This window comes from Paenirhodobacter sp. YD-8, from assembly GCF_056590935.1.
The window spans coordinates 619612-645479 of record NZ_CM152649.1; the positions used below are offsets into that span (position 1 = coordinate 619612).

The following is a 25868-nucleotide window of genomic DNA, read 5'->3' on the forward strand; positions in this document are numbered from 1 at the left end:
GATGGGCGCGGATTTCACCGCCCGCATCCCGGGAGGCTCCGGGTGATGCGCGGCCTGATCGAGCGGCTGGTCGCCTTTGCGCGCCACCACCTGCACCGGCGACAGCCCGAGGCGCCGCCGCCCGCACCGCGCACGCGCGGGCCGGTCGATCACGTGCTGCTGCTCGACGGCACGCTCGGCGCGCTCGACCCGGCGCGGATCACCTCGATCGGGCTGATCTGGCGGTTCCTGCGCCGGCGCGTGCCGCGCGCCTCGATCTATTACGGCAAGGGATTGCAGTTCCGCGAATGGCGCGACCTGACCGATGTCTGGTTCGGCTGGGGGGTGAATGCGCAGATCCGCCGCGCCTATGGCTGGCTGGCGATGCGCTATCGGCCGGGCGACCGGATCTTCGTCATCGGCTATTCCCGCGGCGCCTTTGCCGCGCGCTCGCTGGCGGGGATGATCGAGCGGGTCGGCCTCTTGCGCCCCGAGGAGGCGACCGAGCGCAACGTCACGCTCGCCTGGCGCCATTACGAGGGGGTGCTGTCGCCCGAGGCCTTCCGTCACGCCCATTGCCATGCCGAGACGGCGATCGAGATGGTTGGCGCCTTCGACACGGTGCGCGCGCTGGGCGTGCAGTTTCCGCTGCTGTGGATGCTGAGCGAGCCGCGCTATCGCTTTCACGACCACCGGCTCGGCCCCTCGGTGTGCCACGGCTTTCACGCGCTTGCGCTGCACGAGACCCGCTCGGTGCTGGAGCCGCTGCTGTGGGCGAGCGAGAACACCGGCGCGGCACGGATCGAGCAGGTCTGGTTTCGCGGCTGCCATGGCGACATCGGCGGGCAGCTGGGCGTTTTCGAGGCGTCGCGGCCGCTGGCCAACATCCCGCTCGTGTGGATGCTCCACCGCGCCGCCGAGCTGGGTCTTGCCCTGCCCGAGGGCTGGGAGGACGAGTTTCCGACCGACCCGCTTGCCCCCTCGGTCGGCAGCTGGAGCAGCTGGGGCAAGCTGTTCTGGCTGCGCGCACCGCGGGTGATCGGTCGCGACCCGTCCGAGAGCGTGCATGACACCGCCTTCATCGCCGGGCGGGAATGGTGGCTGACGATCCGGCCGTGGCTGGCCGAGAAGGGCGCCCGCATCCGCCGGCTCGGGCAGAGGCGCTCAGTGCGCCTCGCCCATGACGAAGCAGGTGGCGGTGCCGACGGCATAGAGCCGGTCGTCGTGCACGCCGCGGATCTCGCCCCGCGCGACCCCGGTTGAGCGGCCCAGATGCTCGAGCCGGCCGATGCCCACTACCTCGGTGCCGATCGGGATCGCACGCAGCATGTTGACCTTGTATTCAAGGGTGGTCTGGAACTGGCCGCGCGGCAGGCCGGTGATGACGGCGCAGGTCAGGCAGGTGTCGAGGATCACCCCGTACCAGCCGCCATGGGTGCCGCCGAAGGCGTTCGAATGGCGGAATTCGGGCGTGCCGCGAACCTCGACAAGGCCCTCCTCGACGGCGCTGATGCGGTAGTTCATCGACTGCGCCAGCGTCGTCGTCGGCACCTCGCCCGCGACCATCTTGCGCATGAATTCGAGCCCGGTCATCGTGCGCAGCGCCTCGAGGGGCAGGAAATCGCCGGGGCCTTCGGCATACATCGGTTCGGTCATGGTCGTCTCTCTCCCTTGTCGGGGGGCAGCCTGCCGTCTCGCATGCGCAGCGAAAAGGGGGCGGGAGGCCCCCTCTGGTCAAAGTTCCGTAACGTCACATTGCCTCAGGCCGCCGCGGCCGCCGGCACCACGCCAAGTGCCGCGCAGACCGCCTGCGTCATCTGCGGCCGGTTCAGCGTGTAGAACTGCAGGTCGCCCACGCCGCCCGCGATCAGCGCCTCGCACAGCGCGATGCACAGATCGGTGGCGTGCTCGCGCTCGCGCCCGGCGGCGATCGCCGCCTCGAAGCCCTCGGCCACATGCGCCGGGATGGCCGCGCCACAGCGGCTGGCAAAGCCTTTCGCGCCCTTCCACGACTGGATCGGCAGGATGCCCGGGATGATCTTCGCGGTGATCCCTTCCTTCACGCAGGCGTCGCGGAAGCGGAAGAAGGTGTCCGCCTCGAAGAAGAACTGGGTGATCGCCGAGGTCGCGCCGGCCTCGGTCTTGCGCTTGAGCCAGCGCACGTCGGCCAGCGCGTCGGTGGCCTCGGGGTGCGGTTCGGGATAGGCGCCGCAGCGGATGGTGAAGCGGCCGTCGGCGGCCAGCGCCTCGATCAGCTCGACCGAGCTCGCGAAGCCCTCGGGATGCGGGGTGAAATGCGTGGCCCCCTTCGGCGGGTCGCCGCGCAGCGCCACGATCTCGGTCACGCCGGCCTCGGCATAGGCGTCGACGATCTCCAACGTCTCGGCCTTGGTCGCGTCGACGCAAGTCAGGTGCGCCGCGACGTTGAGGCCATAGTTCTTGTGGATCGTCGCCACCGCCTCATGCGTCAGCTTGCGGGTGGTGCCGCCGGCGCCATAGGTGACCGAGACGAAGCCCGGTTTCAGCGGGGCGAGCGCCTGCACCGTCTCCCACAGGCGGAACGACGCGTCGAGCGTCTGCGGCGGGAAGAATTCGAAACTGACGGTCGGCGTGGTCATGGCGGCATCCTTGTTTTCCGGCGCCCTTGTGCCCGATTTCGCGATGTGAGACAAATTCATAATACTCAAGAAGGTTATGAGTCTGTCAACAAGATGCACCTGGAACTGAGACATCTGCGCACAGTGCGGGCGATCCATGACGCGGGCGGGCTGGCGCGCGCGGCCGAGATCCTGCACATCACCCAATCGGCGCTGAGCCATCAGGTGAAGGGGCTCGAGGAACAGGCGGGGGTCGAGCTCTTCGTGCGCCGCTCGAAGCCGCTGCGGCTGTCGGCCGCCGGGATGAAGCTCCTGCGTCTGGCCGAGCGCGTGCTGCCCGAGGTCGACGCCGTCGCCGACGAGTTCGAGGCGCTGCGGGCCGGCCGCGCCGGGCGGCTGCACATCGCGATCGAGTGCCACGCCTGTTTCGACTGGCTCTTTCCGGTGCTCGAGGCGTTCCGCCGCGACTGGCCCGAGGTCGACATCGACATCCGCCCGGGGCTCGCCTTCAACGCGCTGCCGGCGCTCGCGCGCGAGGAGGTGGATCTGGTGATTTCCTCGGATCCCGAGAAGATCGCCGGCATCACCTTCAACCCGCTCTTCGACTATTCGCCGACCTTCATCGCCGCCTCGACCAGCCCGCTGGCCGCGAAACCCTATGTCACCGCCGAGGATTTCGCCGATCAGACATTGATCACCTATCCGATCGACCGGGCGCGTTCGGACGTGTTCTCGCTGCTTCTGGGCCCGGCGCGGGTCGAGCCGAAGGCGCATCGGCAGGTCGAGCTGACCGCGGTGATCCTGCTGCTGGTCGCGGCCGGGCGCGGCGTCGCGGTGCTGCCCGACTGGGTGTTGCGCGAGGTGAAGTATCAGCCCGACTACATCACCCGCCCGGTGACCAAGACAGGACTGCGCAAGCGCCTTTACGCCGCCACCCGCGACGAGGACGTGGGCGAGGGCTACATGGCCGATTTCCTGCGTCTGGCGCGGACCGAGCCGGTCAAGTTGCAGCGCGCGTGATGTAACCGTCACAATTCCGGACGTGACGGAATGCCGCGGCGGGGGCTAGATCGGCGGGCAACCCCGAGGGACCGCCCGATGACCGCCATGCCGCAGCCAGCCCGCGCCAACGCGGGCGCGACCGTCTTCCCGATCCTGATCGCGATCTCGCTGTGTCACATGATGAACGATGTGATGCAGTCGATGCTCTCGGCGATCTATCCGATGCTGAAGACGGATTTCGCCCTCGACTACTGGCAGATCGGGCTGATGACGCTGGCCTTCCAGGGCACGGCCTCGCTGCTTCAGCCGGTGATCGGCATCCTCACCGATGCCCGGCCGCAGCCCTGGTCTCTGCCGGTCGCCTCGGTCTCGACCTTCCTCGGCGTGATGGTGCTCGCCTTCGCGCCGAGCTGGCCGCTGCTGATCGTCGGCGCGATGCTGATCGGCTTCGGCTCGGCGATCTTCCACCCCGAGTCGAGCCGGGTGGCGCGGCTCGCCTCGGGCGGGCGTTTCGGGCTCGCGCAATCGGTGTTCCAGGTGGGGGGCAATTTCGGCACGGCCATCGGCCCGCTGCTTGCCGCCTTCATCGTGCTGCCCTTCGGGCGCGGCTCGGTCGCCGTCTTCGGCCTGCTCGCGGTGATCGCCGGCACCATCCTGACCCGGGTCAGCCGCTGGTATGGCGCGCATCTGAAGGCGCGGGCGCGCAAGGCGATGGACAAGACCCTGCCGCTGCCGCGCAACCGCGTGGTGCTGGCGCTGACGGTGCTGGCCTTCCTGACCTTCACCAAGAACATCTACATGGCCTCGATGAGTTCCTATTACACCTTCTACCTCATCGACACCTTCCAGGTGGACACCCGCACCGCGCAGCTGATGCTGTTCCTGTTCCTCGGCGCCGTTGCCGCGGGCACGGTGCTGGGCGGGCCGGTCGCCGACCGCTGGGGGCCGATGGCGGTGATCTGGGTCTCGATCCTCGGCGTGCTTCCCTTCACCCTCGCGCTGCCGCATGTGGGGCTCGTGGCCTCGGGCGTGCTGACAGTGCTGATCGGGCTGATCCTCGCCTCGGCCTTCTCGGCGATCGTGGTCTTTGCGCAAGAGCTGCTGCCCGGCCGCGTCGGCATGGTGGCCGGCATCTTCTTCGGTCTCAGCTTCGGCATGGGCGGCATCGCGGCGGCGGCGCTTGGGGTGCTGGCCGACCATCACGGCATCCGCTTCGTCTATCTGATCTGCTCGGGTCTGCCGGCGCTTGGCGTGCTCACCATCCTGCTGCCGCGACGGCGCGAGTTCCTGCGCGGCTGAATCCGCCCGGACCGGGCCGCAAACCCCTTGGATTCCGGCCTCCGCCCGTGTAAGGCAGCGGCCTGAACCGAAGGAGCGAACCGATGCAAGGCAGCGCCAACCTCAATCTGATGATCAAGGCCGCGCGCAAGGCCGGCCGCTCGCTGGTGAAGGATTTCCGCGAGGTCGAGAACCTGCAGGTCTCGGCCAAGGGGCCGGGCGACTTCGTCAGCCGCGCCGACCGCGAGGCGGAACGGATCATCAAGGAAGAGCTGCGCGGGGCGCGCCCCTCCTATGGCTGGCTCGGCGAGGAGACCGGCGAAGAGGCGGGCGAGGACCCGACCCGGCGCTGGATCGTCGATCCGCTCGACGGCACCACCAACTTCCTGCACGGCCTGCCGCACTGGGCGGTGTCGATCGCGCTCGAGCACAAGGGCGAGATCGTCTCGGCGGTGGTCTTCGACGCCGCGAAGGACGAGCTTTACTGGGCCGAGAAGGGCTCGGGCGCCTTCATGAACGAGATGCGCCTGCGCGTTTCGGGCCGCAACCGGATGATCGAGTCGATCTTCGCCACCGGCGTGCCCTTCGGCGGCCGCTCGACCCTGCCCGCGACGCTGCAGGATCTGGCCCGGCTGATGCCGGTCTGTGCCGGCGTGCGCCGCTTCGGTGCCGCTTCGCTCGACCTCGCCTATGTGGCGGCGGGCAAGTACGAGGGCTATTGGGAGCGCGGCATCAAGGCCTGGGACATGGCCGCGGGCCTGCTGCTGGTGAAGGAAGCCGGCGGTTTCGTCGGCCCGGTGCGCGAGGGCCGCGACATCTTCGAGACTGGCAGCGTGATCGCCGCGAACGGCGAGCTGTTCGAGCCGCTGTGCAAGGTGCTGCGCGCCGAGTAAGGCCGCAGCCGGGCAGCCGTTCACGGCTTGTTCACTCCCTGATGGCATCCTGCCCCCCGATCCACAGATCCGGGGGGCTTCTTGATGGACGACACCTTTCACTGGACTCAGGCCGGGCAGATCCTTGCCCGCCACCCGCGCAAGCCGGCGCGGGCCGCAATCGGCACGGCGCTTGACGCGATCGGGCAGGCCGCGAATGACATCGTCTTTGCCGAGATGGCCGCGATCATCGCCGCGCGACGGGTCGAGGTGCTGGTCGACATGATCGCCGCCTGCCAAGCCGAACGCGCGCTGGGCGAGGTGGTGGCCGAGCTGGACGAGGCGATCGACACGCTCGAGGCGGAACTCGAGCGCGCCCGCACCACGCTGCCGCTGGAACAGGCCTTTCATGCCGATGCGCGCGACGAGGCGCTGGCGCGGATCGTCGCGGCGCAGGCGGGGCTGCGTTCGGCGCTTGTGTCTTCCGCGCTGCCGCAGCCCGTTCCGGGGCTGAGCCGGGCCGAGGCGGTGGCCCTGGCGCGTGCGATGCTGTCCCATCCACCGGACGCGATCGCCGCCGCGGCCCGCGCCGAGGCCGAGGCGCGGCTCGCGGGCCATGCCCTCGCGCCGGCCGACGGGGATGACTACGGCTTCACCCAGCCCGAAGGGCAGAGCGCCTGGCTGGCCGGGCACTGCACCGGGCAGGCCGGGGGCGCGCTTGGCGGCTGAGCCTCAGTCCCGCTTCGGGATCAGCGAGCCGCGCTGCACCGCCGGGCGGGCCAGGAAACGCTCGAGATAGGCCGGCACATGGGCCAGATCGGCCCAGCCGGCCAGATCGGCGGCCTTGTAGAAGTCGCGCAGCGTGCGCAGCCAGGGGGCGATGGCGATATCGGCGATGGAATAGTCGCCCGCCACCCAGTCCCGGCCCGCAAGCCGCCCGTCGAGCACCTTCAGCAGCCGTGCCGCCTCGGCGCGGAAGCGTTCCTTCGGGCGCGGATCCTCGATCTCCTTGCCGGCGAAGGTGTGGAAATAGCCGAGCTGGCCGAGCATCGGGCCAAGCCCGCCCATCTGCCACATCAGCCATTGCAGCACCTCGTAGCGGCGCGCCTGCGGCAGCAGCATCCCGCTCTTCTCGGCCAGATAGATCAGGATCGCGCCGCTTTCGAACAGGCCGAGCGGCTTGCCGTCGGGCCCGTTCGGGTCGAGGATCGCCGGGATCTTGTTGTTCGGTGCCAGCGACAGGAATTCGGGCGTCATCTGGTCGTTGGTGTCGAAGCGCACCAGATGCGGCTCGTAGGCGAGGCCCGTCTCCTCGAGCATGACCGACACCTTCACCCCGTTCGGCGTGGGCAGCGAGTAGAGCTGGATCACCTCGGGGTTTTCGGCGGGCCAGCGGCGGGTGATCGGGAATTGCGCAAGATCGGTCATCGGTACCTCCTGTTTGACGCAAGCCGAGCACATTTTCCCCCCAAGGAAAAGATGCAGCCGCAGCACGGGCATGCTACCCTGCGCCGTCCGCGCCGGCTGGGAAGGCGCTGAGAGGGGCATAACATGTTGCAAGAGTTCAAGAATTTCATCGCTCGCGGGAATGTCGTCGACATGGCCGTGGGTATCATCATCGGTGCGGCCTTCACCGCGATCGTCAATTCCCTGGTGTCGGACCTGATCAACCCGATCATCGGCGTCATCACCGGCGGGCTCGATTTCTCGAACCTGTTCGTCAACCTCGGTGCGGGCGACTATGCCTCGCTCGCCGCGGCGAAAGAGGCGGGCGCGCCGGTCTTCGCCTATGGCTCGTTCATCACCGCGGTCATCAACTTCCTGATCATCGCCTTCGTCGTCTTCCTGCTGGTGAAGCTGGTGAACAAGGTCAAGGACGCCGCCGTGAAGAAGGAAGCCGCCGCCGCGGCCCCGGCCGGCCCGAGCGAGATTGACGTGCTGCTGGAAATCCGCGACGCGCTGAAGAAGTGATCCGGTACCGGCCGGACGAGGAAGGGCCCGGTCCGCGTGACCGGGCCCTTTGCGTTACAGGCCAAGCGCCTCGGCGCCCGAGATCACCGGCAGGCCGAGCGCCACGCCCACCGGCGCGCAGGTCAGCCGTCCGGCATGCACGTTCAGCCCGTCGAGCAGGTGTGCGTCTTCCGAACAGGCCCGCCGCCAGCCCTTGTCGGCCAGTGCCAGCACGAAGGGCAGGGTGGCATTGCCAAGCGCCTGCGTCGCGGTGCGGGCAACGGCGCCCGGCATGTTCGCCACGCAATAGTGCATCACCCCATCGACCTCGTAGATCGGGTCTTCATGCGTCGTCGGGCGCGAGGTCTCGAAACAGCCGCCCTGATCGATCGCGACATCGACGAGCACCGCGCCCGGCTTCATCGTCTTCAGCATCTCCCGCGTCACCAGCTTCGGCGCCGCCGCCCCGGGGATCAGCACCGCGCCGATCACCATGTCGGCGGTCGCAACCAGCTCGGCCGTCGCGGCGCGCTCGGAATATTGCGTCGTCAGGCGGCCCATGAAGACGTCGTCGAGATAGCTCAGCCGCGGGATCGAACGGTCGAGCACGGTGACATGGGCGCCCATGCCGGTGGCGACGCGCGCCGCCGCCGTGCCGACGACGCCGCCGCCGATGATGACGACATTCGCCGGTGCGACGCCCGGCACGCCCCCGAGCAGCACGCCGCGCCCGCCATTCGCCTTCTGCAGCGTCCAGGCGCCGACCTGCGGCGCGAGCCGCCCTGCCACCTCGGACATCGGCGCCAGCAGCGGCAACCCGCCATTGCGGTCGGTCACCGTCTCGTAGGCGATGCAGGTTGCGCCCGCGGCCAGCAGGTCATGCGTCTGTGCCGGGTCCGGCGCGAGATGCAGATAGGTGAAGAGCACCTGCCCCGGGCGCAGCATCGCGCGCTCGCCCGCCTGCGGCTCCTTCACCTTCACGATCATCTCGGCCTGGGCAAAGACCTCGGCTGCCGAGGGCAGGATCCGCGCCCCCGCCGCGACGTAATCCGCATCCGTATAACCGGACCCCGCGCCGGCGCCCGCCTCGATCAGCAGCTCGTGGCCGTGCCCCACCGCCTCGCGCGCTGCGCCGGGGGTGAGGCCCACGCGGAATTCCTGCGGCTTGATCTCCTTCACGCATCCGATCTTCATTCGGTCCTCCTCCGATCCGAAATGCTCCTCCGCTGCCAGCCTGCGCCTGCGCGCGGAAAATTGCATCGAAAAGCGGTTGCGTTTCCGGGCTCCGGGCGCTCATATCTTCGGCCATAGCCCTGTGCGGCCGAAGAAGATTGCGTGACCATGACCCTTGACGCGACGGATCGTCGAATCCTCACCGTCCTGCAAAAGCAGGGGCGGATCTCCAATGCGGAACTCTCCGAGCGGGTGAACCTCTCGGCCTCGGCCTGTCACCGGCGGGTGCAGCGGCTGGAGGAGGAGGGCTATATCCGCGACTATGTTGCGCTGCTCGATGCCCGCAAGCTCGGCCGGCCGACCACCGTCTTCGTCGAGATCACACTGTCCGGGCAGGCCGACGAGGTGCTCGAGGCCTTCGAGCGCGAGGTGAAGAAGATCCCCGACGTGCTCGAATGTCACCTGATGGCGGGCTCGGCCGATTACCTGCTGAAGGTGGTGGCCGAGGATACCGAGGATTTCGCCCGCATCCACCGCGCCAAGCTGGCGCGGCTGCCGGGCGTGCAGGGGATGCAGTCGAGTTTCGCGCTGCGCACGGTGTTCAAGACCACCGCGCTGCCGGTCTAGTCGCGCCAGAACCGCGGCAGGAACAGCACGAAGATCGCCAGCATGCCCAGCCGGCCGAGCAGCATGGCGAGGATCATGATCCAGGTCGCGGTGTCGTTGAAATCGACCATCGTGCCGGTGCGCGCCACCATCGGGCCGAGGCCGAAGCCGATGTTGCCAAGGCAGCCCCAGATCGCGAACAGCGACGAGGTCAGGTCGACCCCCGCCATCGACATCAGCACCGAGAGCGTGCCGAGCGTCAGGATATACCCCGAGACATGCAGCATCAGCGGGCCGAGGGTTTCCTCGTCGAGCGACTTGCCGTCATAGCGCGGCTGCACCACGCGGTGCGGCGAATGCAGCTGCCGGATCGCGGCGCGGATCACCGACAGCACCACCTGCACCCGGAACACCGACAGCGCACCCGAGCTCGACCCGGTGCAGCCGCCGATCAGGCCGAGCAGGAAAGCCACCACCATCGCGAAGGTGCCCCAGGGCTCGACCCCGCTGACGCCGAAGCCGGTGCCGGTCAGGATCGAGGCGAAGTTGAAGGTGGTCTCGCGCACGACCTGCTCGACGGGCAGGCTCTCGCGCCACAGCCGGTAGCCGATCATGATCGCGCTGAAGAGGACGAACCAGCGCAGGAAGGCGCGCACCTGGCTGTCGTGCCACAGCGGGCGCGACTGGCCCTGCACCAGCTGGAAGAAGCGGATGTAGGGCATCGCGCCGAGCAGCATGAAGACCGTGCCGGCATATTGCGCGGGCACCGACCAGACCGCGAAATTCGCGTCATAGGTGCCGAAGCCACCGGTCGCGATCGCCGCCATGGCGTGGATCGAGGCGTCGAAGAGCGGCATCCCGCACAGCACGAAGACCACGGTGCAGATCACCGTCAGCCCGGCATAGACCTCGAGCAGCGAGATCGCGATGTCGCGCGCGCGCGGCAGCACCTTGCCGAAGGTGTCGAAGCCCTCGGTCTGGAAATAGCGCATGCCGCCGATACGCATGACCGGCAGGAAGATCATCGCGACGAAGGCGATGCCGAGCCCGCCCATCCAGTTCAGCATGCCGCGCCACAGCAAGACCGAGCGTGGCAGCTCCTCGAGCCCGGTCAGCACCGTATAGCCGGTGGTGGTGATGCCCGAGACCGCCTCGAAATAGGCGTCGGTCAGGCTGATCGAGGGCTCGCCATGGATGAAGGGCAGGGCGCCGAAGGCCGGCACCACCAGCCAGATTGCCGCGGTCAGCAGATAGGCCTGGCGCAGGGTCAGCGGCTGCGGCTTGTCCGGGCTGGCCGCAAGCGCCAGCAGCGTACCGAAGAGAATCGTCTCGAGCGCCGCCTCGAACACCGCGAAGCCGTTCGGGTCGGCGGCCAGAATATCGACCGCCACTGGCGCAAGCATGGCGACCCCGAGCGCAAGCAGGATCAGGCCGAGATGATGAAAGACGGGTCCGAAATCGGTCATCGTGGTGCCAGCGATGCAGGCGGGCGGTGCGGCAGGCAATTCACGAAATCGTGAGATTGCCCCGGCGGCGTCCCGTGTCCTTGGGGTCAACCTGTTCAAAAGAACCAAAAACCCCCGATGGCAGGGCCACGGGGGTCATCAGTGCGGGCAAGCCCGCCAGCGGTTCCAGTCGCTCAGAGCGCGCCTTCACGCTGCGCCTTTTTCCGCGCCAGTTTCCGGGCACGGCGAACGGCTTCAGCTTTCTCGCGCGCTTTCTTGACGGAGGGTTTCTCGAAATGCTGCTTGAGCTTCATTTCACGAAACACACCCTCGCGCTGAAGTTTCTTCTTCAGAGCACGAAGCGCCTGTTCGACGTTGTTGTCGCGAACGCTGACCTGCATGTGGTGTCACCACCTTCCTAAGTTAGAGTTGCATCAGATTGCAGGAGCGGGCCATATAACAGGGGACCGGAGTTTTGTCCACTCCCCGAAACGGGGCGTGGCGAAGGAATATGCCATGAAAAACGACCATCTCGACGTTGCGCGGATGCGGGCCGACCTGCTTGCCGCGATCGAGCCGCACGTGCCCTTCGACGGCTGGTCCGAGCCCGCCTTCCGGCAGGCGGTGGCGGATGTCGGGGGCGACCCGGCGCTGGCCCGTCTGGTCTGCCCGCGCGGCGCGGTGGATCTCGCCGTGGAGTATCACCGCGCGGCCGACCGGGCGATGGTCGCGGCGCTGGCCGCGGCCGATCTCACGGGGATGAAATTCCGCGACAAGGTCGCCCATGCGGTGACCCTGCGCCTTGGTCTTGTCGATCCGGAACTCGTGCGCCGCGCCGCCTCGTTGTTCGCGCTGCCGCAGCACGGTGCGACCGGCGCCCGGCTGGTGTGGGAGACGGCCGATGCGATCTGGCGCGCCCTTGGCGACGAGAGCGCGGATTACAACTGGTACACCAAGCGGATGACGCTGTCGGGGGTGTTCTCCTCGACCGTGCTGTTCTGGCTTGGCGACGAGAGCGAGGGGCTGGCCGAGACCCGCGCCTTCCTCGACCGCCGCATCGGTGATGTGATGCAGTTCGAGAAGGTGAAGGGCGCGGTCATCCGCCTGCCGGGGCTCAAGGGCCTGCTCGGCGCGATCCGCGCGCCGCAGCCCACCCCGCTGCCCGGCCATGAGGAGCGCGCGCAATGACCCTTCCGCTGCAGATGCAGGCAATCGAGATTTCCGCCCCCGGCGGCCCCGAGGTGCTGAAACCGGTCTCGCGCCCGGTGCCGCTGCCCGGTCCGGGCGAGATCCTGATCGAGGTCGCCTTCGCCGGGGTGAACCGCCCCGATGCGCTGCAACGCGCCGGCGCCTACCGCGCTCCGCCCGGCGCCTCGGACCTGCCCGGGCTCGAATGCGCGGGACGGATCGCGGCGCTTGGCCCCGATGTCTCCGGCTGGCAGGTGGGTGATGCGGTCTGCGCGCTGCTGCCCGGCGGCGGCTATGCCGAATATGCGGTCTGCCCCGCGGCCCATGCGTTGCCGGTGCCCGAGGGTGTCAGCCTGCGCGACGCCGCCTGTCTGCCCGAAACCTGCTTCACCGTCTGGTCAAACGTGGTGATGCGCGGCGGGCTGAAAGCGGGCGAGCGTTTCCTCGTCCACGGTGGGTCCTCGGGCATCGGCACGACGGCGATCCAGATCGCGCGCAACCTTGGCGCCCGGGTCTTCGCCACCGCCGGCTCGGCCGGGAAATGCGCCGCCTGCGAGGCGCTCGGCGCCACCGCGATCAACTACCGCGAGGCCGATTTCGTCGAGGTCCTGCGGGCCGAGGGCGGTGCGAACCTGATCCTCGACATGGTCGGTGGCAGCTATATCCCGCGCGACGTCAAGGCGCTCGCCGATGATGGCCGGCTCGTCTTCATCGCCTTCCTCGAAAGCCCGAAGGCCGAACTCAACTTCGCCCAGGTGATGCTGCGCCGGCTGACGATCACCGGCTCGACCCTGCGCCCGCAATCGGATGCCGCCAAGGCCGCGATCGCGGCCGAGCTGCGCGCGCAGGTCTGGCCGATGGTCGCCGCCGGCCGGCTGCGCCCGATCCACGACAGCACCTTCCCGCTGACCGAGGCCGCTGCTGCCCATGCCCGCATGGAAAGCTCGGCCCATATCGGCAAGATCGTGCTGCAGGTCCGTTGAACCCACCCCACGGAGGCACCATGACCAAGGGATATTTCGAGACGCTGCCGGGCCTGCCCGCCGACGTTCTGGCGATCGAGGCGAAGGGCACGATCGACGCCGAGGCCTATAGCCGCGACCTGATCCCGGCGATCGAGGCGAAGATCGCGGCCGAGGGGCGGCTGAAGCTCCTCTATGTCATCGGGGCGGAGTTCGAGAGCTACACCGCCGGCGCCGCCTGGGAAGACGCGAAGGTCGGGATGATGCACCTGGGCGATTTCGCCCGCATCGCGCTGGTCAGCGATGTCGAGTGGATCCGTCTTGGCGTGAAAGCCTTCGCGCCGATGATCCCGGGTGCGGTCAAGGTCTTCGCCCTTGCCGATCTCGCGGCGGCGAAAGCCTGGATCACGGATGATGGCCATGGCGGGACGGGCAGCCCCGGCATCGCCGCCGATTACACCATCCCGCCGCTCGAGGACCGGATCCCGGAAGAGCCCTGATCCCTTTCTCCTTGCGGAAAATACCTCCGGGGGTGCGGGGGCAGGCAGCCCCCGCGGGCGCCGTTGTCTCCCACGCCCGAAGGCTCAGCGCACCCGCTCCATCAGCGCGTCGCGCAGCGTGCAGTCGCGGATCACATCGGCGCCACAGCGGCGCGGGCGCAGATCCTTCGTCAGGCAGATCCGCGCCTCCTGGATCCGGCCGGCCTTGCAGGTCACGGTGATCTCGTCGCGGGCAAGCCCCGGATTCGCCTCGAGAAACGCCTCCTCGACCACCGCGGCGGGCAGTTTCACGTCCCGGTCGAGGCGGCGGAACACCTCGGGGATGGCGATCGCGCCATAGGCGCGGCGGGCGAGCGCGAAATAGTCGCTGGCGGTCAGCCCCGAACAGCGCCCGTGCTTCTTCCACTGATACCAGGCGGCCCCGTCCGAGCCCATCACGTCCGCCATCGCGGCCGAGGCGCTGCGCGCGGGATCGCGCGCCGTGGTGCGGCAATCGCTCGGATAGCCGCGCTCGTCCTGCGGCCAGAGCCCGTGCAGCACGAAGCTCGCATCCGTCGCCGGGTCGCATTGCACGGCGCCGCGGCCCGCGCCGTCGGTCGCGCACCAGGCGGGCGCCCAGCTCAGCGACAGCACGTAATAGTCGAACTCGCCCGCCCGCTCGCCTTCGGCCAGTGCCGCGCTTGCCCAGAACAGGCAGCCGAGAACCGCCGAAACCCGCATTTTCGCTTCCCCTGTTGCCGTTTCCGCCCTATATAGCAGACCAATTCCCCACCAGAAATGGACCGCGGCCGGGGACCCCCGCGCCGCAGCCGGTTTCTCGGCCCGGGAGAGATATGTGCAAAGGACCGATCAGATGACGACGAACAAGCCCCTGATGGCCAAGGCAACCGCCGTGTGGCTGGTGGACAACACGACGCTGAGCTTCAAGCAGATCGCCGATTTCTGCGGCATGCACGAGCTCGAGGTGCAGGGCATCGCCGACGGGGACGTGGCGGTGGGCGTGAAGGGCTTCGACCCGATCGCGCACAACCAGCTCGACCAGAAGGAAATCGACAAGGGCGAGGCTGACCCGCTCTACAAGCTCCGGCTCAAGTTCAACGCCGCCGCCGTCGGCGAGGACAAGCGCCGCGGCCCGCGCTACACGCCGCTCTCGAAGCGTCAGGACCGTCCGAACGCGATCCTGTGGCTGGTCAAGTTCCACCCCGAGCTGGCCGATGCGCAGATCGCCCGTCTCGTCGGCACGACGAAGCCCACCATCGCCTCGATCCGCGACCGGACGCATTGGAACATCCAGAGCATGACCGCGATCGATCCGGTGGCGCTTGGCCTGTGCCGGCAGTCGGAGCTTGACGGCGAAGTGCAGAAGGCCGCGAAGAAGCGTGCTGCCGAGGGCGTGATGTCGGATGACGAGCGTCGCAAGCTGGTCTCGACCGAGCAGTCGCTGGGCATGACCGAAGAGCCGCGCCTGCCCTCCTCGATCGCGGGGCTCGAGAACTTCTCCCTCGGCACCCCCGAGGAAGAGCGCGAGAATCCGAAGGACTTCTCGGATGCGGACAGCTTCTTCAACCTGCCGCATGGCGAGGACGACGAGGACGAGGACGACGAGCACGATCCGCGTCGCTGATCGTCCGTTCCGGAAATCGCAAAGGGCCGTCCCGTGGGGCGGCCCTTTTTGCGGCGCGAACTGCGGAAGAGCTCAGGCGGGATCGGCCAGCGTGGCGAGGAGCGCGTCGAGATCGGCGCGCGCCCGTTCCGCCTCGGCGGCATCGCGCGGGGCGGCGATCAGTTCGGCCAGACGATAGGCCTCCTGCACATGGCGGAGGTTGCGCCGCGCACGGGGCGCGGCGGGCATCGGGAAGGCGAGGACCGTTGTGTTCTTGCTCAAGGTGCGATTCGTGCCTGACTGACTTCGGGCATAGCCGCCGCGATGCCGTTTTCGCAAGACACATGCGAAAAAACAGGCAACTGCCTTGATCTGCGTCAAATCGCCGCGCAGATTTCGACGTGGGCGAAGCGCCAGGCTCCGCCCACGGTCGCCTCGCCTCAGATCGAGAGGCAGATGTATTTCAGCTCGAGGTAATCCTCGACGCCGTGATGCGAGCCCTCGCGGCCCAGGCCCGACTGCTTGACGCCGCCGAAGGGGGCGACCTCGGTCGAGATGATGCCGGTGTTCACCCCGACGATGCCGTATTCGAGGCCTTCCTGCACGCGGGTGATGCGGCCGATGTCGCGGGCGTAGAAGTAGGAGGCAAGGCCGAAGATCGTGGCGTTGGCCTTCTCGATCACCTCTTCCTCGGTCTCGAACCTGAACAGCGGTGCGACCGGGCCGAAGGTTTCCTCGGTGGCGACCTTCATCTCCTGCGTCACGCCGGTGACGACGGTCGGTTCGAAGAAGGTGCCGCCAAGCGCGTGGCGCTTGCCGCCGGTGACGACGGTGCCGCCGCCCTTGACCACGTCGGCGATGTGATCCTCGACCTTGGCCACGGCCTTGTCCGAGATCAGCGGGCCGGTGGTGATGCCGGCCTCGAGCCCGTCGCCCACGTTCAGTTTGGCAACCGCGGCGGCCAGCTTCTCGGCGAAGGCGTCATAGACGCCGGCCTGCACATAGATGCGGTTCGCGCAGACGCAGGTCTGGCCGTTGTTGCGGAACTTCGACATCATCGCGCCCTCGACCGCGGCGTCGAGATCGGCGTCGTCGAAGACGATGAAGGGCGCGTTGCCGCCAAGCTCCATCGAGCATTTCATCACCTGATCGGCGGCCTGACGCATCAGGATCCGGCCGACCTCGGTCGAGCCGGTGAAGGTCAGCTTGCGCACGGTGTGGTTCTCGCAGAACTCCTTGCCGATGTCCGAGGCCTTCGACGAGGTGATGACCGAGAAGATCCCCTTCGGCAGGCCGGCACGTTCGCCCAGAACCGCCAGCGCCAGCGCCGAAAGCGGGGTCTCGGCGGCCGGACGGGCGACGAAGCCACAGCCCACCGCAAGGGCCGGGCCGCATTTGCGGGTGATCATCGCGTTCGGGAAGTTCCACGGCGTGATCGAGCCGACAACGCCGATCGGCTGCTTGATCACCTGGATGCGCTTGTCGCGCATGTGGCCCGGGATCGTCTCGCCGTAGATGCGCTTGGCCTCCTCGCCGAACCATTCGATGAACGAGGCGCCATAGGCGATCTCGCCCTTCGCCTCGGCAAGCGGCTTGCCCATCTCGGCGGTGAGGATCGCGCCCAGGTCGTCCTGGTTCGCCATCATCAGCTCGAACCACTTGCGCAGCACCTGCGCGCGTTCCTTGGCGGTGCGCGCGGCCCATTCCTTCATCGCGACGCGGGCGGCCTCGATCGCGCGGGCGGTCTCGGCGCGGCCGAGGTCGGGCACGGTGCAGATCACGTCGCCGCGGGCGGGGTTGAGCACCTCGAAGGTGGTGCCGTCATCGGCGTCGACCCATTCGCCGGCCACATAGGCCTTGGTGGCGAGCAGGGTGGGGTCCTTGAGAAGGGATTTGAGATCGGTGGCGGTGTCGAGCATGGGTATCTCCCTGTTTTGGGCGTGGCGGCAAGGAAGCATGCGGGGCCGGCCCTTGTCCATCCGTCGCAGTGGCAACCCGCGCCGGCGCAGGTGACCGATCTGCGCGGTCTGCCTGCCAATATGGTGCATGGGGCCGCGGCGGAAAGGGCTCAGCCGAAGCGCGCGGTCCAGCTCGGCTGCAGGTCGCCCGGCATCGCCGTGGCGGTGTAGACCGCGCGGGCGATGGCGCGGGCAAGGCAGCTTGCCGCGGCATGGCCGAGCAGGAAGGTGTCGGCGACCGGATCGGCGAGCGGTTTCGCACCGGTCGCTGCGGCAAAGACCAGATCGCCGTCGATCGGCGTGTGCGAGGGCACGAGCGCACGCGCCATGCCGTCATGCGCTGCCGTCGCCATCCGTTGCGCCTGTGCCTGGCTCAGCGCCGCATCGGTGGCGACGATGGCGATGGTGGTGGCCTCGCCCATCCGCTTCTTCGGCGCGGGTTCGGCCGCGGCGGGGTAGAGCAGCGCCGGCCCCCGGCCGCCGAATTCGCGCTCGAGCTCCCAGGGCGCTGCCCAGAAATGCGGGCTGTCCTCGACCGTGGCCGAGCCGAGCGCATTGACCGCGACCAGCGCGCCGACGGTCATCCCGTTTTCCAGCACCGCTGAGGCCGAGCCGAGCCCGCCCTTGAGCGTGCCGGTGAGCGCGCCGAAGCCCGCGCCCTCGCTGCCGATGGCGAACTCGGGCCCCGCTGCCTCGAGCGCCGCGCGGCCAAGCGCGGCATAGGGGTTGGTGCCCCAGCCCTTGTCGCCGCCGTTGAGCAGATCGAACAGGATCGCCGCCGGCACGATCGGCACGCGCATCTCGCCGACGGCAAAGCCGCGGCCGCGCGCGCGCAGCCCCTCGGCCACGCCCGAGGCCGAATCGAGCCCGAAGGCCGAGCCGCCCGAGAGCACGATCGCATCGACCTCCTGCACCAGCCGGTCGGGGGCAAGCAGATCGGTCTCGCGGGTGCCGGGGGCGCCGCCCATCACCTGCACGGCGGCGGTGAAGGGGCGGTCCGCCAGCAGCACGGTGCAGCCCGAGCGCAGCCGCCCGCTGTGCGCGTTGCCGACGCGCAGCCCCTCGATGTCGGTGATCAGATTCTTCGGTCCCGGCTGCATGACGCTCTCCTCGCTGCGCTGCAGCATTATGCGCTGGTCGCGGGGGCGGGATCAAGCGTGCTCCACGTTTCGGGCAGCCGCGGCGTCGCGGCAAGCAGCCGGCGGGTGTAGGGATGGCGCGGCGCGGTGAAAAGATCCGCAGTCGGGCCTTCCTCGACGATCCGGCCCGCCTGCATCACCAGGCAGCGCGTGGTGACGGCACGCACCACCGACAGGTCGTGCGAGATGAAGAGGTAGGAGAGCCCGTGGTCCGCCTGCAGCCGGGCGAGAAGTGCCAGCACCTGCGCCCGCACCCGCACATCGAGCGCCGAGACCGCCTCGTCGAGCACGATCAGCCGCGGCCGGATGATCAGCGCGCGGGCGATGGCAAGGCGCTGGCGCTGACCGCCCGAGAACTCGTGGATGTAGCGGTCGCGGTCTTCGGGCGAAAGGCCGACATCGCTCAGCGCGGCATCGATCCGGGTCTCGGCATCCGGTGGGCGACCGGTCAGGTGGAAGGGTTCGGCGATCAGCCGCGCCACCGTCTGCCGCGGATCGAAGGAACCGTAGGGGTCCTGGAACACCACCTGCACCGCGGCGCGCTGCGCGGGCAGCATGCGCGGCGAGACCGGCGCGCCGGCGAGCGTGATGCGCCCGCCCGAAAGCGGGTCGAGGCCGAGGATGGCGCGGGTCAGGGTCGACTTGCCGCACCCCGATTCGCCCACCAGCCCCAGCGATTCCCCGGCGCGCAAGCTGAAGGAGACGCCATCGACGGCGTGCAGCTCGGGCGCCGCGGCGAACAGCGAGGGCCGGGGCAGGCGGTAGCTGCGGCGCGCGTTCTCGACCCGCAGCAGGGCGTCCGCGTCGGGTTTCGAGGCTTTTTGCCAGGAAAAAGCCCCCGCTGCTTTTCCCTGGTCCAAATACGCATCGGACAGCGGGGCAAGGCGCGCGGCGGCCAGAAGGGCGCGGGTATAGGGCCGGGCGGGGGCGCGGAAGAGCGCCTCGGTCGGCCCCTCCTCGACGATCCGGCCGTCCTGCATCACCGCGACGCGCGCGGCCATCTGCGCGGTCACCGCAAGGTCGTGGGTGATGAGCAGAAGCGCCATGCCCTCCTCGCGCACGAGGTCGCGCAGCAGCGCCAGCACCTCGGCCTGGGTGGTGACATCAAGCGCGGTGGTGGGCTCGTCGGCGATCAGCAGTTGCGGGCGCAGCGCGATGGCCAGCGCGATCGCCACGCGCTGGCGCTGGCCACCCGAAAGCTCGTGCGGATACAGGGTCAGCGGAAAGCGCGGTGCGGGCAGGCCGACGCGGTCGAGGCGGTCGCGGGCGATCCGCCGCGCCTCGCTGCGGGCAAGGCCGCGGTGGACGATCAGCGTCTCGGCCACCTGATCGCCGATCGTCATCAGCGGGTTCAGCGCGGTCATCGGCTCCTGGAAGATCATCCCGACGCCGGCGCCGCGCAGCCGGCACAACTCGCGTTCGGCAAGCGTGGTGATCTCGCGCCCGGCCAGGCGGACCGAGCCGGAGGCTTGCGCGCCCTCGGGCAAGAGCCCCATCACCGCCAGCGCCGTCATCGACTTGCCCGAGCCCGATTCGCCGACAAGGCCGAGGATCTCGCCCGCCTGAAGCTGCAGCGAGACGTCGCGCAGCACCTCGGTCGTGCCGATGCTGACGCCGAGGTGCTCGATCGCAAGCAGGCTCATGTCAGCCGCCCCCGCAACCGCGGGTCGAGCGCATCGCGCAGCCCGTCGCCCAGAAGGTTCAGCCCGAGCACGGTGAGCACGATCGCCAGCCCCGGAAACAGCGCCACATGCGGGGCAAGCGCCACCATCGTCTGCGCCTCAGCCAGCATCCGGCCCCAGCTGGCGGTGGGCGGTTGCGCGCCAAGGCCGACATAGCTCAGCCCCGCCTCGGCGAGGATGCCGAGCGAGGCCTGGATCGTCGCCTGCACGATCAGCAGGCTGGCGATATTCGGCAGCACATGTTCGGCCGAGATCCGGGCGCGGCCCTTGCCCGCCACCCGGGCGGCGCGGATGTAGTCGAGCGTCCACAGGCTGAGCGCGGCGCCGCGGGCGGTGCGGGAGAAGACCGGGATGTTGAAGAGCCCGATCGCCAGCGTCGCGTTCAGCGCCGAGGGGCCGAGCGTCGCGGTGATCAGGATCGCGGTGACAAGGGCAGGGAAGGCGAAAATGAGGTCGTTCAGTCGGGCGAGCGTGGCGTCGAGCAGGCTGCCGCGCCTGGCCGCCGCGGCGAGCCCGAGCGGCGTGCCGATGCCTGCGCCGATCGCCACGGCGGCCAGCGCCACGGCCAGCGAGGTGCGCGCCCCCGCCATCAGCATCGACAGGATGTCGCGGCCGAAATGGTCGGTGCCCATCCAATGCGTGGTCGACGGCGGTTGCAGCCGCGCGCCGATCGCCATCGCCGCGGGGTCCCAAGGTGTCCAGACGAGCGACAGCGCGGCAGCGGCGACGGCCAGCCCGCTCAGCCCTGCGCCGATCAGCAGCGCGGGCCTCATGCCGGCCTCCGCAGCCGCGGGTCGACCAGCGCATAGGCAAGGTCGGTGACGAAGCTCACCACGATCACGGCGACGACCAGCAGCATCACCGCGCTTTCGACGACGATCAGATCCCGCTGGGTGATCGCCTGGAAGATCAGCCGGCCGAGCCCGGGCAGGTAGAACACGTTCTCGATGATGATCGCGCCGGCCAGCAGGAAGGAGAACTGCATGCCGAGCACGGTCAGCACCGGGATCAGCGCGTTGCGCAGCGCGTGGCGGGTCAGTGCGGCGCGCCGGCTCAGCCCCTTGGCGCGGGCGGTGCGGATGTAATCCTGCGCCATCGCCTCGATCAGCGCCGAGCGCAGGATGCGGGCGAGGATCGCGGCCTGCGGCAGGGCGAGGGCGAGGGCGGGCAGGATCAGCGCGCGCAGCGCGGCGCCGGGATGGGCCCAGCCCGGGAACCCGCCCGCCGGCAGCAGCTGCCAGCGCAGCGCGAAGAGCGCGACCAGCATCATCGCGAACCAGAAATTCGGCACCGCGATGCCGATCTGTGCGAGCCCGGTGACGGCCAGATCCGCGCCCTTGCCGCGGCGCGCGGCGGCGATCAGCCCGGCGGGCAGGGCGAGCGCCGTCGACAGGATCAGCGCCAGCCCGGCGAGCGGCGCCGACAGTGCCAGACGTTCCGCGATCAGCCCGGCGACCGGGGTCTTGTAGGTATAGCTGATGCCGAAATCGCCGCGCAGCAGCCCCGCGAGCCAGTGCAGATAGCGCCAGACCAGCGGCTCGTTCAGGCCGAGCTGGTCGCGCAGCGCCGCCACCGTGTCGGGGGCGGCATTCATGCCGAGCATGTAGGAGGCCGGATCGCCCGGCACCACCTCGATCGCCGCAAAGATGACGAGGCTCGCCGCCAGAAGCGAGGCCGCGAGCGAGAGGGTGCGAAGGAGAAGGAAGCGCGCCATTGCCGCAAGCTTGCCCGCTGCGCCGCAGCGGTCAAGCCCTGTCAGGCGGCCGAGCCGCCGACGGTGATCCCGCCGATCAGCAGCGAGGGCATGCCGACGCCCACCGGCACCCATTGCCCGGCCTTGCCGCAATTGCCGATGCCCGGGTCGAGCGCCATGTCGTTGCCGACCGCGCGGATCCGGTGCAGCGCGGTCGGCCCGTCGCCGATCAGCGTCGCGCCCTTGACCGCGGCGCCGACAACGCCGTTCTTCACCCGATAGGCCTCGGTGCAGTTGAACACGAACTTGCCGTTGGTGATGTCGACCTGCCCGCCGCCGAAGCCCACGGCATAGATCCCGTCCTTCAGATCGGCGAGGATCGCCTTCGGGTCGGCATCGCCGCCGAGCATGTAGGTGTTCGTCATCCGCGGCATCGGCGCATGGGCAAAGCTCTCGCGCCGGCCGTTGCCGGTGGCGGGCACGCCCATCAGCCGGGCGTTCTGCCGGTCCTGCATGTAGCCCACCAGCACCCCGTCCTCGATCAGCACGTTGCGCCCCGAGGGCGTGCCCTCGTCATCGACGGTGATCGAGCCGCGCCGGTCGGGGAGGGTGCCGTCGTCGAGGATGGTCACCCCCTTCGCCGCCACCTGTTGCCCCATCAGCCCGGCGAAGGCCGAGGATTTCTTGCGGTTGAAATCGCCCTCGAGCCCGTGACCCACGGCCTCGTGGATCAGCACGCCCGGCCAGCCCGGGCCAAGCACCACGTCGAATTGCCCGGCGGGCGCGGGTTCGGCCGACAGGTTCACCAGCGCGATGCGCAGCGCCTCGCGCGCGACGGGCTGCCAGTTCGCCGGCTCGATCAGGCCCGACAGGCCGAAGCGGCCGCCGCCGCCATGCCCGCCCGATTCGCGCCGGCCGTTCTCCTCGACGATGACCGAGATGTTGAGCCGCGCCATCGGCCGGATGTCCTGCACGAGGCCGCCTTCGGGGCGCAGGATGAACACCTCCTGATGTGAGGCCGCCATCGAGGCGGTGACCTGCACCACGCGCCGGTCGAGGCCGCGGGTGAAGGCGTCGATCTCGGCGAGGATGTCGATCTTCGCGCCAAAGCCCGCGTCGGCCATCGGGTCGGCGTCGGTGTAAAGGTGGCGGTTGGTGCCGGCGGGCGGGGGCGCCATCACGCCACCGCCATCGCCCACGGCGAGCCGCGCCGTTTCCGCCGCGCGCTTCAGCGCCGGCTCGGAAATCTCGGTCGAATGGGCATAGCCCGCGACCTCGCCCTTGACCGCGCGCAGCCCGAACCCCTCGGAGGCGTCATAGGAGGCAGTGCGCAGCCGCCCGTCATCGAAGACCAGCGCCTCGGAGCGCTTGCGCTCGAGGAACAGCTCGCCGTCCTCGGCCCCCGCGGTGGCCCCGCGCAGCACCGCAAGTGCGGCGGCCTCGTCGATCTGCGTCTCGAAGGGGGCGAAACGGTCCTCGGTCATGGCGATCCTCTCTGACGGCCCGGTGCGGCGCAGTGTCGCAGCTTTTGCTTGCCGGACCGGGCTGAATGTGTATGCAATACCTACATAACGTCCCGATCGGTGAAGGGAAGCACCGGTTTGGGCGGGGCGGCTGGGGAGAGCCGTCCGAGGGAGGAAAACATGCGACTTGCGAGGCTCTGCCGCCCTTTGGCGGCCGGTTTCCTGCTGGCCTGTGTCAGCGGGCAGGTGATGGCTCAGGACATGATCACCGGGTTGCCGGTGATCGGTCAGCCGCATCTTGGCGGGGTGGGGTTCCAGCCCGCCTCGTCCGAGCTGGCCCAGGATCAGCAGTGGCTTGACCACATGCTGCTGACGATCATCACCGCGATCTGCATCTTCGTCTTCGCGCTGCTGATCTATGTGATGATCCGCTTCAACAGCCGGACGAACCCGGTGCCGAAGCGCTTCACCCACAACACCCCGCTCGAGATCGCCTGGACGCTGGTGCCGATCCTGATCCTCGTGGTGATCGGCTCGTTCTCGCTGCCGATCCTGTGGAAGCAGCAGGAGATCCCGAAGGGCGACATCGTCATCAAGGTGACCGGCAACCAGTGGTTCTGGAGCTATGAATACCCCGACGAGGGGATCAGCTTCGACGCCATGCCGCTGGAAAAGGCCGATCTTGCCGCGAACGGCTATGACCCGGACCAGTATCTGCTCGCCGTCGACAACGCGGTGGTGGTGCCGCAGGGCAAGCGCATCGTGATGCAGCTGACCGGCGCCGACGTGATCCACAGCTGGACGATCCCGGCCTTCGCGGTGAAGCAGGACGCGGTGCCCGGCCGCATCGCGCAGCTGTGGTTCGATACCGAGCGCGAGGGCGTCTATTTCGGCCAGTGTTCCGAGCTCTGCGGGCAGGGCCACGCCTATATGCCGATCGTGGTGAAGGTCGTGCCGGCCGAGATCTATGACCGCTGGCTTGCCCGCGCCAAGGCCGATTTCCCGGCGGGCGAGCGCATCGACGTCACCGCCTGGCACGCCGGGCGGCTGCATGTTGCGGCGAACTGAGGGGGCGGGGATGAGCGACACCTCCTTTTCCGCCACCGCCCCGGGCGAGGCCGGTCTGCGCGATTTCCTCGCGCTGCTGAAGCCGCGGGTGATGTCGCTCGTGGTCTTCACCGCCTTCGTCGGGCTGGTGGTGGCGCCGGTGCCGGTGCATCCCTTCGTCGCGTCGGTGGCGATCCTGTTCATCGCGCTTGGCGGCGGCGCCGCGGGGGCGCTGAACATGTGGTATGACGCCGACATCGATCGGCTGATGCGCCGCACCGAACGTCGCCCGGTCCCTGCGGGCCGGGTCAGCGAGGGCGAGGCGCTCGGCTTCGGGCTGGCGCTTGCGGGCATCTCCTGCGTGATGCTGGCGCTGGCCGCGAATGTCTTCGCGGGGCTGTTCCTGGCCTTCACCATCTTCTTCTACGTCGTCGTCTATACCGTCTGGCTGAAGCGGCGCACGCCGCAGAACATCGTGATCGGTGGCGCCGCCGGGGCCTTCCCGCCGATGATCGGCTGGGCGGTGGCGACGGGCGGGATCTCGGCCGAGAGCCTCTTGATGTTCGCGCTGATCTTCCTGTGGACGCCGCCGCATTTCTGGTCGCTCGCGCTCTTCATGCGCGACGACTATTCCCGCGCCGGGGTGCCGATGCTGACGGTGACGCATGGCCGCCCGGCGACCCGCGGCTGGATCCTCGCCTATACCTTGGCACTGATCCCGGCCTCGCTGGCGCTTGCCTTCAGCACGGTCGGCGGGCCGCTGTGCCTCGCCGTCGCCGTGGTGCTCGACGCGCTGTTCCTGCGCGGCGCGCTGCGGCTGTGGCGGCGCGACGAGGCCGTGGCCGAGGCGGATGGCTTTGCGGCCGAGAAGCGGCTCTTCCGCTTTTCGCTCTTGTGGCTCTTCGGCCATTTCGCCGCGCTTCTGGCCGAGCGCGCGCTGCATCTGACGGGTTGGGGAGGCTGGGCATGACGCTTGCACATGTGCACGATCTGCATCGGCGCCGGCTGGGGCGCAACCTCGGCCTCGGCGCGGCGCTTCTGCTCTTTGTCGCGCTGGTCTTCGGGCTGACGCTGGTCAAGGTCGGGCAGGGCGACCGGATGCACGCGAATGACGCGCCGGGGGCGGCCCGGGCGGTCGCCGGGGGGCAGCCATGAACGGGCGGGCGAACACGCGCCTTGCCGCGCGGCTGGTGCTGGTGATACTCGCCATGGGCGCGGCCGCCTGGGCCGCCGTGCCCTTCTACAGCTGGTTTTGCCGCACCACCGGCTATGGCGGCACCACCAATGTCGCCACCGCCGGCCCCGACGCGGTGCTCGACCAGACCATCGAGGTGCGTTTCGACGCCAATGTCGCGAAGGGCATGCCGTGGAAATTCCGCCCCGCACAGACCAGCATGACGCTGCGCATCGGCGAGACGGGGCTTGCCTTCTTCGAGGCCGAGAACACCTCGGATCGCACCGTCGCCGGCACCGCCGCCTATAACGTCGCCCCCGACACCGCGGGCTATTACTTCGACAAGATCCAGTGCTTCTGCTTCACCGAGCAGGTGCTGGCGCCGGGCGAAAAGGTCGAGATGCCGGTCTCCTTCTATGTCGACCCGGCGATGGTGACCAACCCCGACACCGCCCGCATCCGCTCGATCACGCTGTCCTACACCTTCTTCGAGACCGACCTGCCCGAGCGGCAGGCCGCCGTTCCCGCCGCGCCCACGCCCGTCAACTGACAGGAGC

General features: G+C 69.0%; 29 protein-coding genes. 15 read left to right on the forward strand and 14 right to left on the reverse strand.

What is annotated here, in order from left to right:
• Positions 1-45 precede the first annotated feature (45 nt).
• Complete coding sequence (locus AC0QTQ_RS03045; RefSeq protein ID WP_480258197.1) at positions 46-1242, forward strand: DUF2235 domain-containing protein; 1197 nt, start codon at positions 46-48, stop codon at positions 1240-1242.
• On the opposite strand, the gene AC0QTQ_RS03050 is transcribed toward AC0QTQ_RS03045, so the two are convergent.
• Positions 1144-1635, reverse strand: coding sequence for a PaaI family thioesterase (locus AC0QTQ_RS03050; protein ID WP_121531720.1), 492 nt, complete (start codon positions 1633-1635; stop codon positions 1144-1146). The genes AC0QTQ_RS03045 and AC0QTQ_RS03050 overlap by 99 nt on opposite strands.
• 104 nt (positions 1636-1739) lie before the next feature.
• Positions 1740-2597 carry a methylenetetrahydrofolate reductase [NAD(P)H] gene (gene metF / locus AC0QTQ_RS03055; RefSeq protein WP_480258198.1) on the reverse strand — a complete coding sequence of 286 codons (858 nt, stop codon included), beginning with the start codon at positions 2595-2597 and terminating at the stop codon, positions 1740-1742.
• 93 nt (positions 2598-2690) lie between these two features.
• On the opposite strand from metF, the gene AC0QTQ_RS03060 reads away from it, so the two are divergent.
• The 4 genes from AC0QTQ_RS03060 (at position 2691) to AC0QTQ_RS03075 (ending at position 6457) form a co-directional block, all read left to right on the forward strand.
• Complete coding sequence (locus AC0QTQ_RS03060; RefSeq protein ID WP_121531724.1) at positions 2691-3596, forward strand: LysR family transcriptional regulator; 906 nt, start codon at positions 2691-2693, stop codon at positions 3594-3596.
• Between the two features lie 78 nt (positions 3597-3674).
• Complete coding sequence (locus AC0QTQ_RS03065) at positions 3675-4877, forward strand: MFS transporter (RefSeq protein ID WP_480258199.1); 1203 nt, start codon at positions 3675-3677, stop codon at positions 4875-4877.
• An 83-nt stretch (positions 4878-4960) separates the two neighbouring features.
• Complete coding sequence (locus AC0QTQ_RS03070) at positions 4961-5749, forward strand: inositol monophosphatase family protein (protein ID WP_121531728.1); 789 nt, start codon at positions 4961-4963, stop codon at positions 5747-5749.
• Between the two features lie 84 nt (positions 5750-5833).
• Positions 5834-6457, forward strand: coding sequence for a hypothetical protein (locus AC0QTQ_RS03075; RefSeq protein ID WP_480258200.1), 624 nt, complete (start codon positions 5834-5836; stop codon positions 6455-6457).
• Positions 6458-6460: 3 nt separating this feature from the next.
• On the opposite strand, the gene AC0QTQ_RS03080 is transcribed toward AC0QTQ_RS03075, so the two are convergent.
• A complete protein-coding gene (locus AC0QTQ_RS03080) occupies positions 6461-7156 on the reverse strand; it encodes a glutathione binding-like protein (RefSeq protein ID WP_480258201.1) in 696 nt (231 codons plus the stop codon).
• Positions 7157-7279: 123 nt separating this feature from the next.
• Between AC0QTQ_RS03080 and mscL the strand changes: the two genes are divergently transcribed.
• Positions 7280-7699, forward strand: coding sequence for a large conductance mechanosensitive channel protein MscL (mscL, locus tag AC0QTQ_RS03085; RefSeq protein WP_480258202.1), 420 nt, complete (start codon positions 7280-7282; stop codon positions 7697-7699).
• A 54-nt stretch (positions 7700-7753) separates the two neighbouring features.
• On the opposite strand, the gene ald is transcribed toward mscL, so the two are convergent.
• Positions 7754-8872: an alanine dehydrogenase gene (gene ald, locus AC0QTQ_RS03090; RefSeq protein ID WP_480258203.1), complete on the reverse strand. Its 1119-nt coding sequence runs from the start codon at positions 8870-8872 to the stop codon at positions 7754-7756.
• A gap of 147 nt (positions 8873-9019) precedes the next feature.
• Between ald and AC0QTQ_RS03095 the strand changes: the two genes are divergently transcribed.
• Positions 9020-9478: an Lrp/AsnC family transcriptional regulator gene (locus tag AC0QTQ_RS03095; protein ID WP_113900560.1), complete on the forward strand. Its 459-nt coding sequence runs from the start codon at positions 9020-9022 to the stop codon at positions 9476-9478.
• Here the strand turns inward: AC0QTQ_RS03095 and AC0QTQ_RS03100 are convergent.
• Positions 9475-10923, reverse strand: a complete 1449-nt coding sequence (locus AC0QTQ_RS03100; RefSeq protein WP_480258204.1) for a TrkH family potassium uptake protein — start codon at positions 10921-10923, stop codon at positions 9475-9477. The two genes, AC0QTQ_RS03095 and AC0QTQ_RS03100, sit on opposite strands and share 4 nt — an antisense overlap.
• A 173-nt stretch (positions 10924-11096) precedes the next feature.
• Positions 11097-11303 carry a 30S ribosomal protein S21 gene (gene rpsU / locus AC0QTQ_RS03105; protein WP_011748553.1) on the reverse strand — a complete coding sequence of 69 codons (207 nt, stop codon included), beginning with the start codon at positions 11301-11303 and terminating at the stop codon, positions 11097-11099.
• Positions 11304-11418: 115 nt separating this feature from the next.
• On the opposite strand from rpsU, the gene AC0QTQ_RS03110 reads away from it, so the two are divergent.
• From AC0QTQ_RS03110 to AC0QTQ_RS03120, 3 genes are read left to right on the forward strand one after another with little or no spacing between them, the layout of a single operon-like run.
• Positions 11419-12090, forward strand: coding sequence for a COQ9 family protein (locus AC0QTQ_RS03110; protein ID WP_480258205.1), 672 nt, complete (start codon positions 11419-11421; stop codon positions 12088-12090).
• Entirely contained in the window at positions 12087-13073 is a 987-nt protein-coding gene (locus AC0QTQ_RS03115; RefSeq protein WP_480258206.1) for an NAD(P)H-quinone oxidoreductase, read from the forward strand. The genes AC0QTQ_RS03110 and AC0QTQ_RS03115 overlap by 4 nt, the downstream gene beginning before the upstream one ends.
• 20 nt (positions 13074-13093) lie before the next feature.
• Entirely contained in the window at positions 13094-13552 is a 459-nt protein-coding gene (locus AC0QTQ_RS03120) for a SpoIIAA family protein (RefSeq protein WP_480258207.1), read from the forward strand.
• Between the two features lie 84 nt (positions 13553-13636).
• Here AC0QTQ_RS03120 and AC0QTQ_RS03125 read toward each other — a convergent pair whose 3' ends face one another.
• The gene (locus tag AC0QTQ_RS03125) at positions 13637-14272 is read right to left on the reverse strand and encodes a ribonuclease T2 family protein (protein WP_480258208.1); all 636 of its coding nucleotides are present in this window, start codon (positions 14270-14272) and stop codon (positions 13637-13639) included.
• A 133-nt stretch (positions 14273-14405) separates the two neighbouring features.
• Here AC0QTQ_RS03125 and AC0QTQ_RS03130 point away from each other — a divergent pair, with 133 nt between their 5' ends.
• The gene (locus AC0QTQ_RS03130; RefSeq protein ID WP_480258209.1) at positions 14406-15176 is read left to right on the forward strand and encodes a DUF1013 domain-containing protein; all 771 of its coding nucleotides are present in this window, start codon (positions 14406-14408) and stop codon (positions 15174-15176) included.
• 72 nt (positions 15177-15248) lie between these two features.
• Here AC0QTQ_RS03130 and AC0QTQ_RS03135 read toward each other — a convergent pair whose 3' ends face one another.
• From AC0QTQ_RS03135 to tldD, 7 genes are all read right to left on the reverse strand, one after another.
• Entirely contained in the window at positions 15249-15437 is a 189-nt protein-coding gene (locus AC0QTQ_RS03135; protein WP_480258211.1) for a hypothetical protein, read from the reverse strand.
• A gap of 158 nt (positions 15438-15595) precedes the next feature.
• On the reverse strand, positions 15596-17074 hold the full coding sequence (locus tag AC0QTQ_RS03140) for an NAD-dependent succinate-semialdehyde dehydrogenase (protein WP_480258212.1): 1479 nt from the start codon (positions 17072-17074) through the stop codon (positions 15596-15598).
• Positions 17075-17223: 149 nt separating this feature from the next.
• A complete protein-coding gene (locus AC0QTQ_RS03145) occupies positions 17224-18213 on the reverse strand; it encodes a P1 family peptidase (RefSeq protein ID WP_480258213.1) in 990 nt (329 codons plus the stop codon).
• 26 nt (positions 18214-18239) lie between these two features.
• Positions 18240-19895, reverse strand: coding sequence for an ABC transporter ATP-binding protein (locus tag AC0QTQ_RS03150; protein WP_480258215.1), 1656 nt, complete (start codon positions 19893-19895; stop codon positions 18240-18242).
• Positions 19892-20707 carry an ABC transporter permease gene (locus AC0QTQ_RS03155; protein WP_480258216.1) on the reverse strand — a complete coding sequence of 272 codons (816 nt, stop codon included), beginning with the start codon at positions 20705-20707 and terminating at the stop codon, positions 19892-19894. Before AC0QTQ_RS03155 ends, AC0QTQ_RS03150 begins: the two co-directional genes overlap by 4 nt.
• Positions 20704-21648 carry an ABC transporter permease gene (locus AC0QTQ_RS03160; protein WP_480258218.1) on the reverse strand — a complete coding sequence of 315 codons (945 nt, stop codon included), beginning with the start codon at positions 21646-21648 and terminating at the stop codon, positions 20704-20706. The genes AC0QTQ_RS03155 and AC0QTQ_RS03160 overlap by 4 nt, the downstream gene beginning before the upstream one ends.
• Before the next feature lie 41 nt (positions 21649-21689).
• Positions 21690-23111: a metalloprotease TldD gene (tldD, locus tag AC0QTQ_RS03165; RefSeq protein WP_480258219.1), complete on the reverse strand. Its 1422-nt coding sequence runs from the start codon at positions 23109-23111 to the stop codon at positions 21690-21692.
• A 159-nt stretch (positions 23112-23270) separates the two neighbouring features.
• Here tldD and coxB point away from each other — a divergent pair, with 159 nt between their 5' ends.
• Genes coxB through AC0QTQ_RS03185 form a run of 4 tightly spaced genes read left to right on the forward strand, consistent with a single transcriptional unit; the run spans position 23271 to position 25861 of the window.
• Positions 23271-24158, forward strand: coding sequence for a cytochrome c oxidase subunit II (gene coxB / locus AC0QTQ_RS03170; RefSeq protein WP_480258220.1), 888 nt, complete (start codon positions 23271-23273; stop codon positions 24156-24158).
• Between the two features lie 10 nt (positions 24159-24168).
• A complete protein-coding gene (gene cyoE / locus AC0QTQ_RS03175) occupies positions 24169-25107 on the forward strand; it encodes a heme o synthase (protein WP_480258221.1) in 939 nt (312 codons plus the stop codon).
• Positions 25104-25292 carry a hypothetical protein gene (locus tag AC0QTQ_RS03180; protein ID WP_480258222.1) on the forward strand — a complete coding sequence of 63 codons (189 nt, stop codon included), beginning with the start codon at positions 25104-25106 and terminating at the stop codon, positions 25290-25292. Before cyoE ends, AC0QTQ_RS03180 begins: the two co-directional genes overlap by 4 nt.
• Positions 25289-25861: a cytochrome c oxidase assembly protein gene (locus AC0QTQ_RS03185; RefSeq protein ID WP_480258223.1), complete on the forward strand. Its 573-nt coding sequence runs from the start codon at positions 25289-25291 to the stop codon at positions 25859-25861. Before AC0QTQ_RS03180 ends, AC0QTQ_RS03185 begins: the two co-directional genes overlap by 4 nt.
• Positions 25862-25868: the final 7 nt, after the last annotated feature.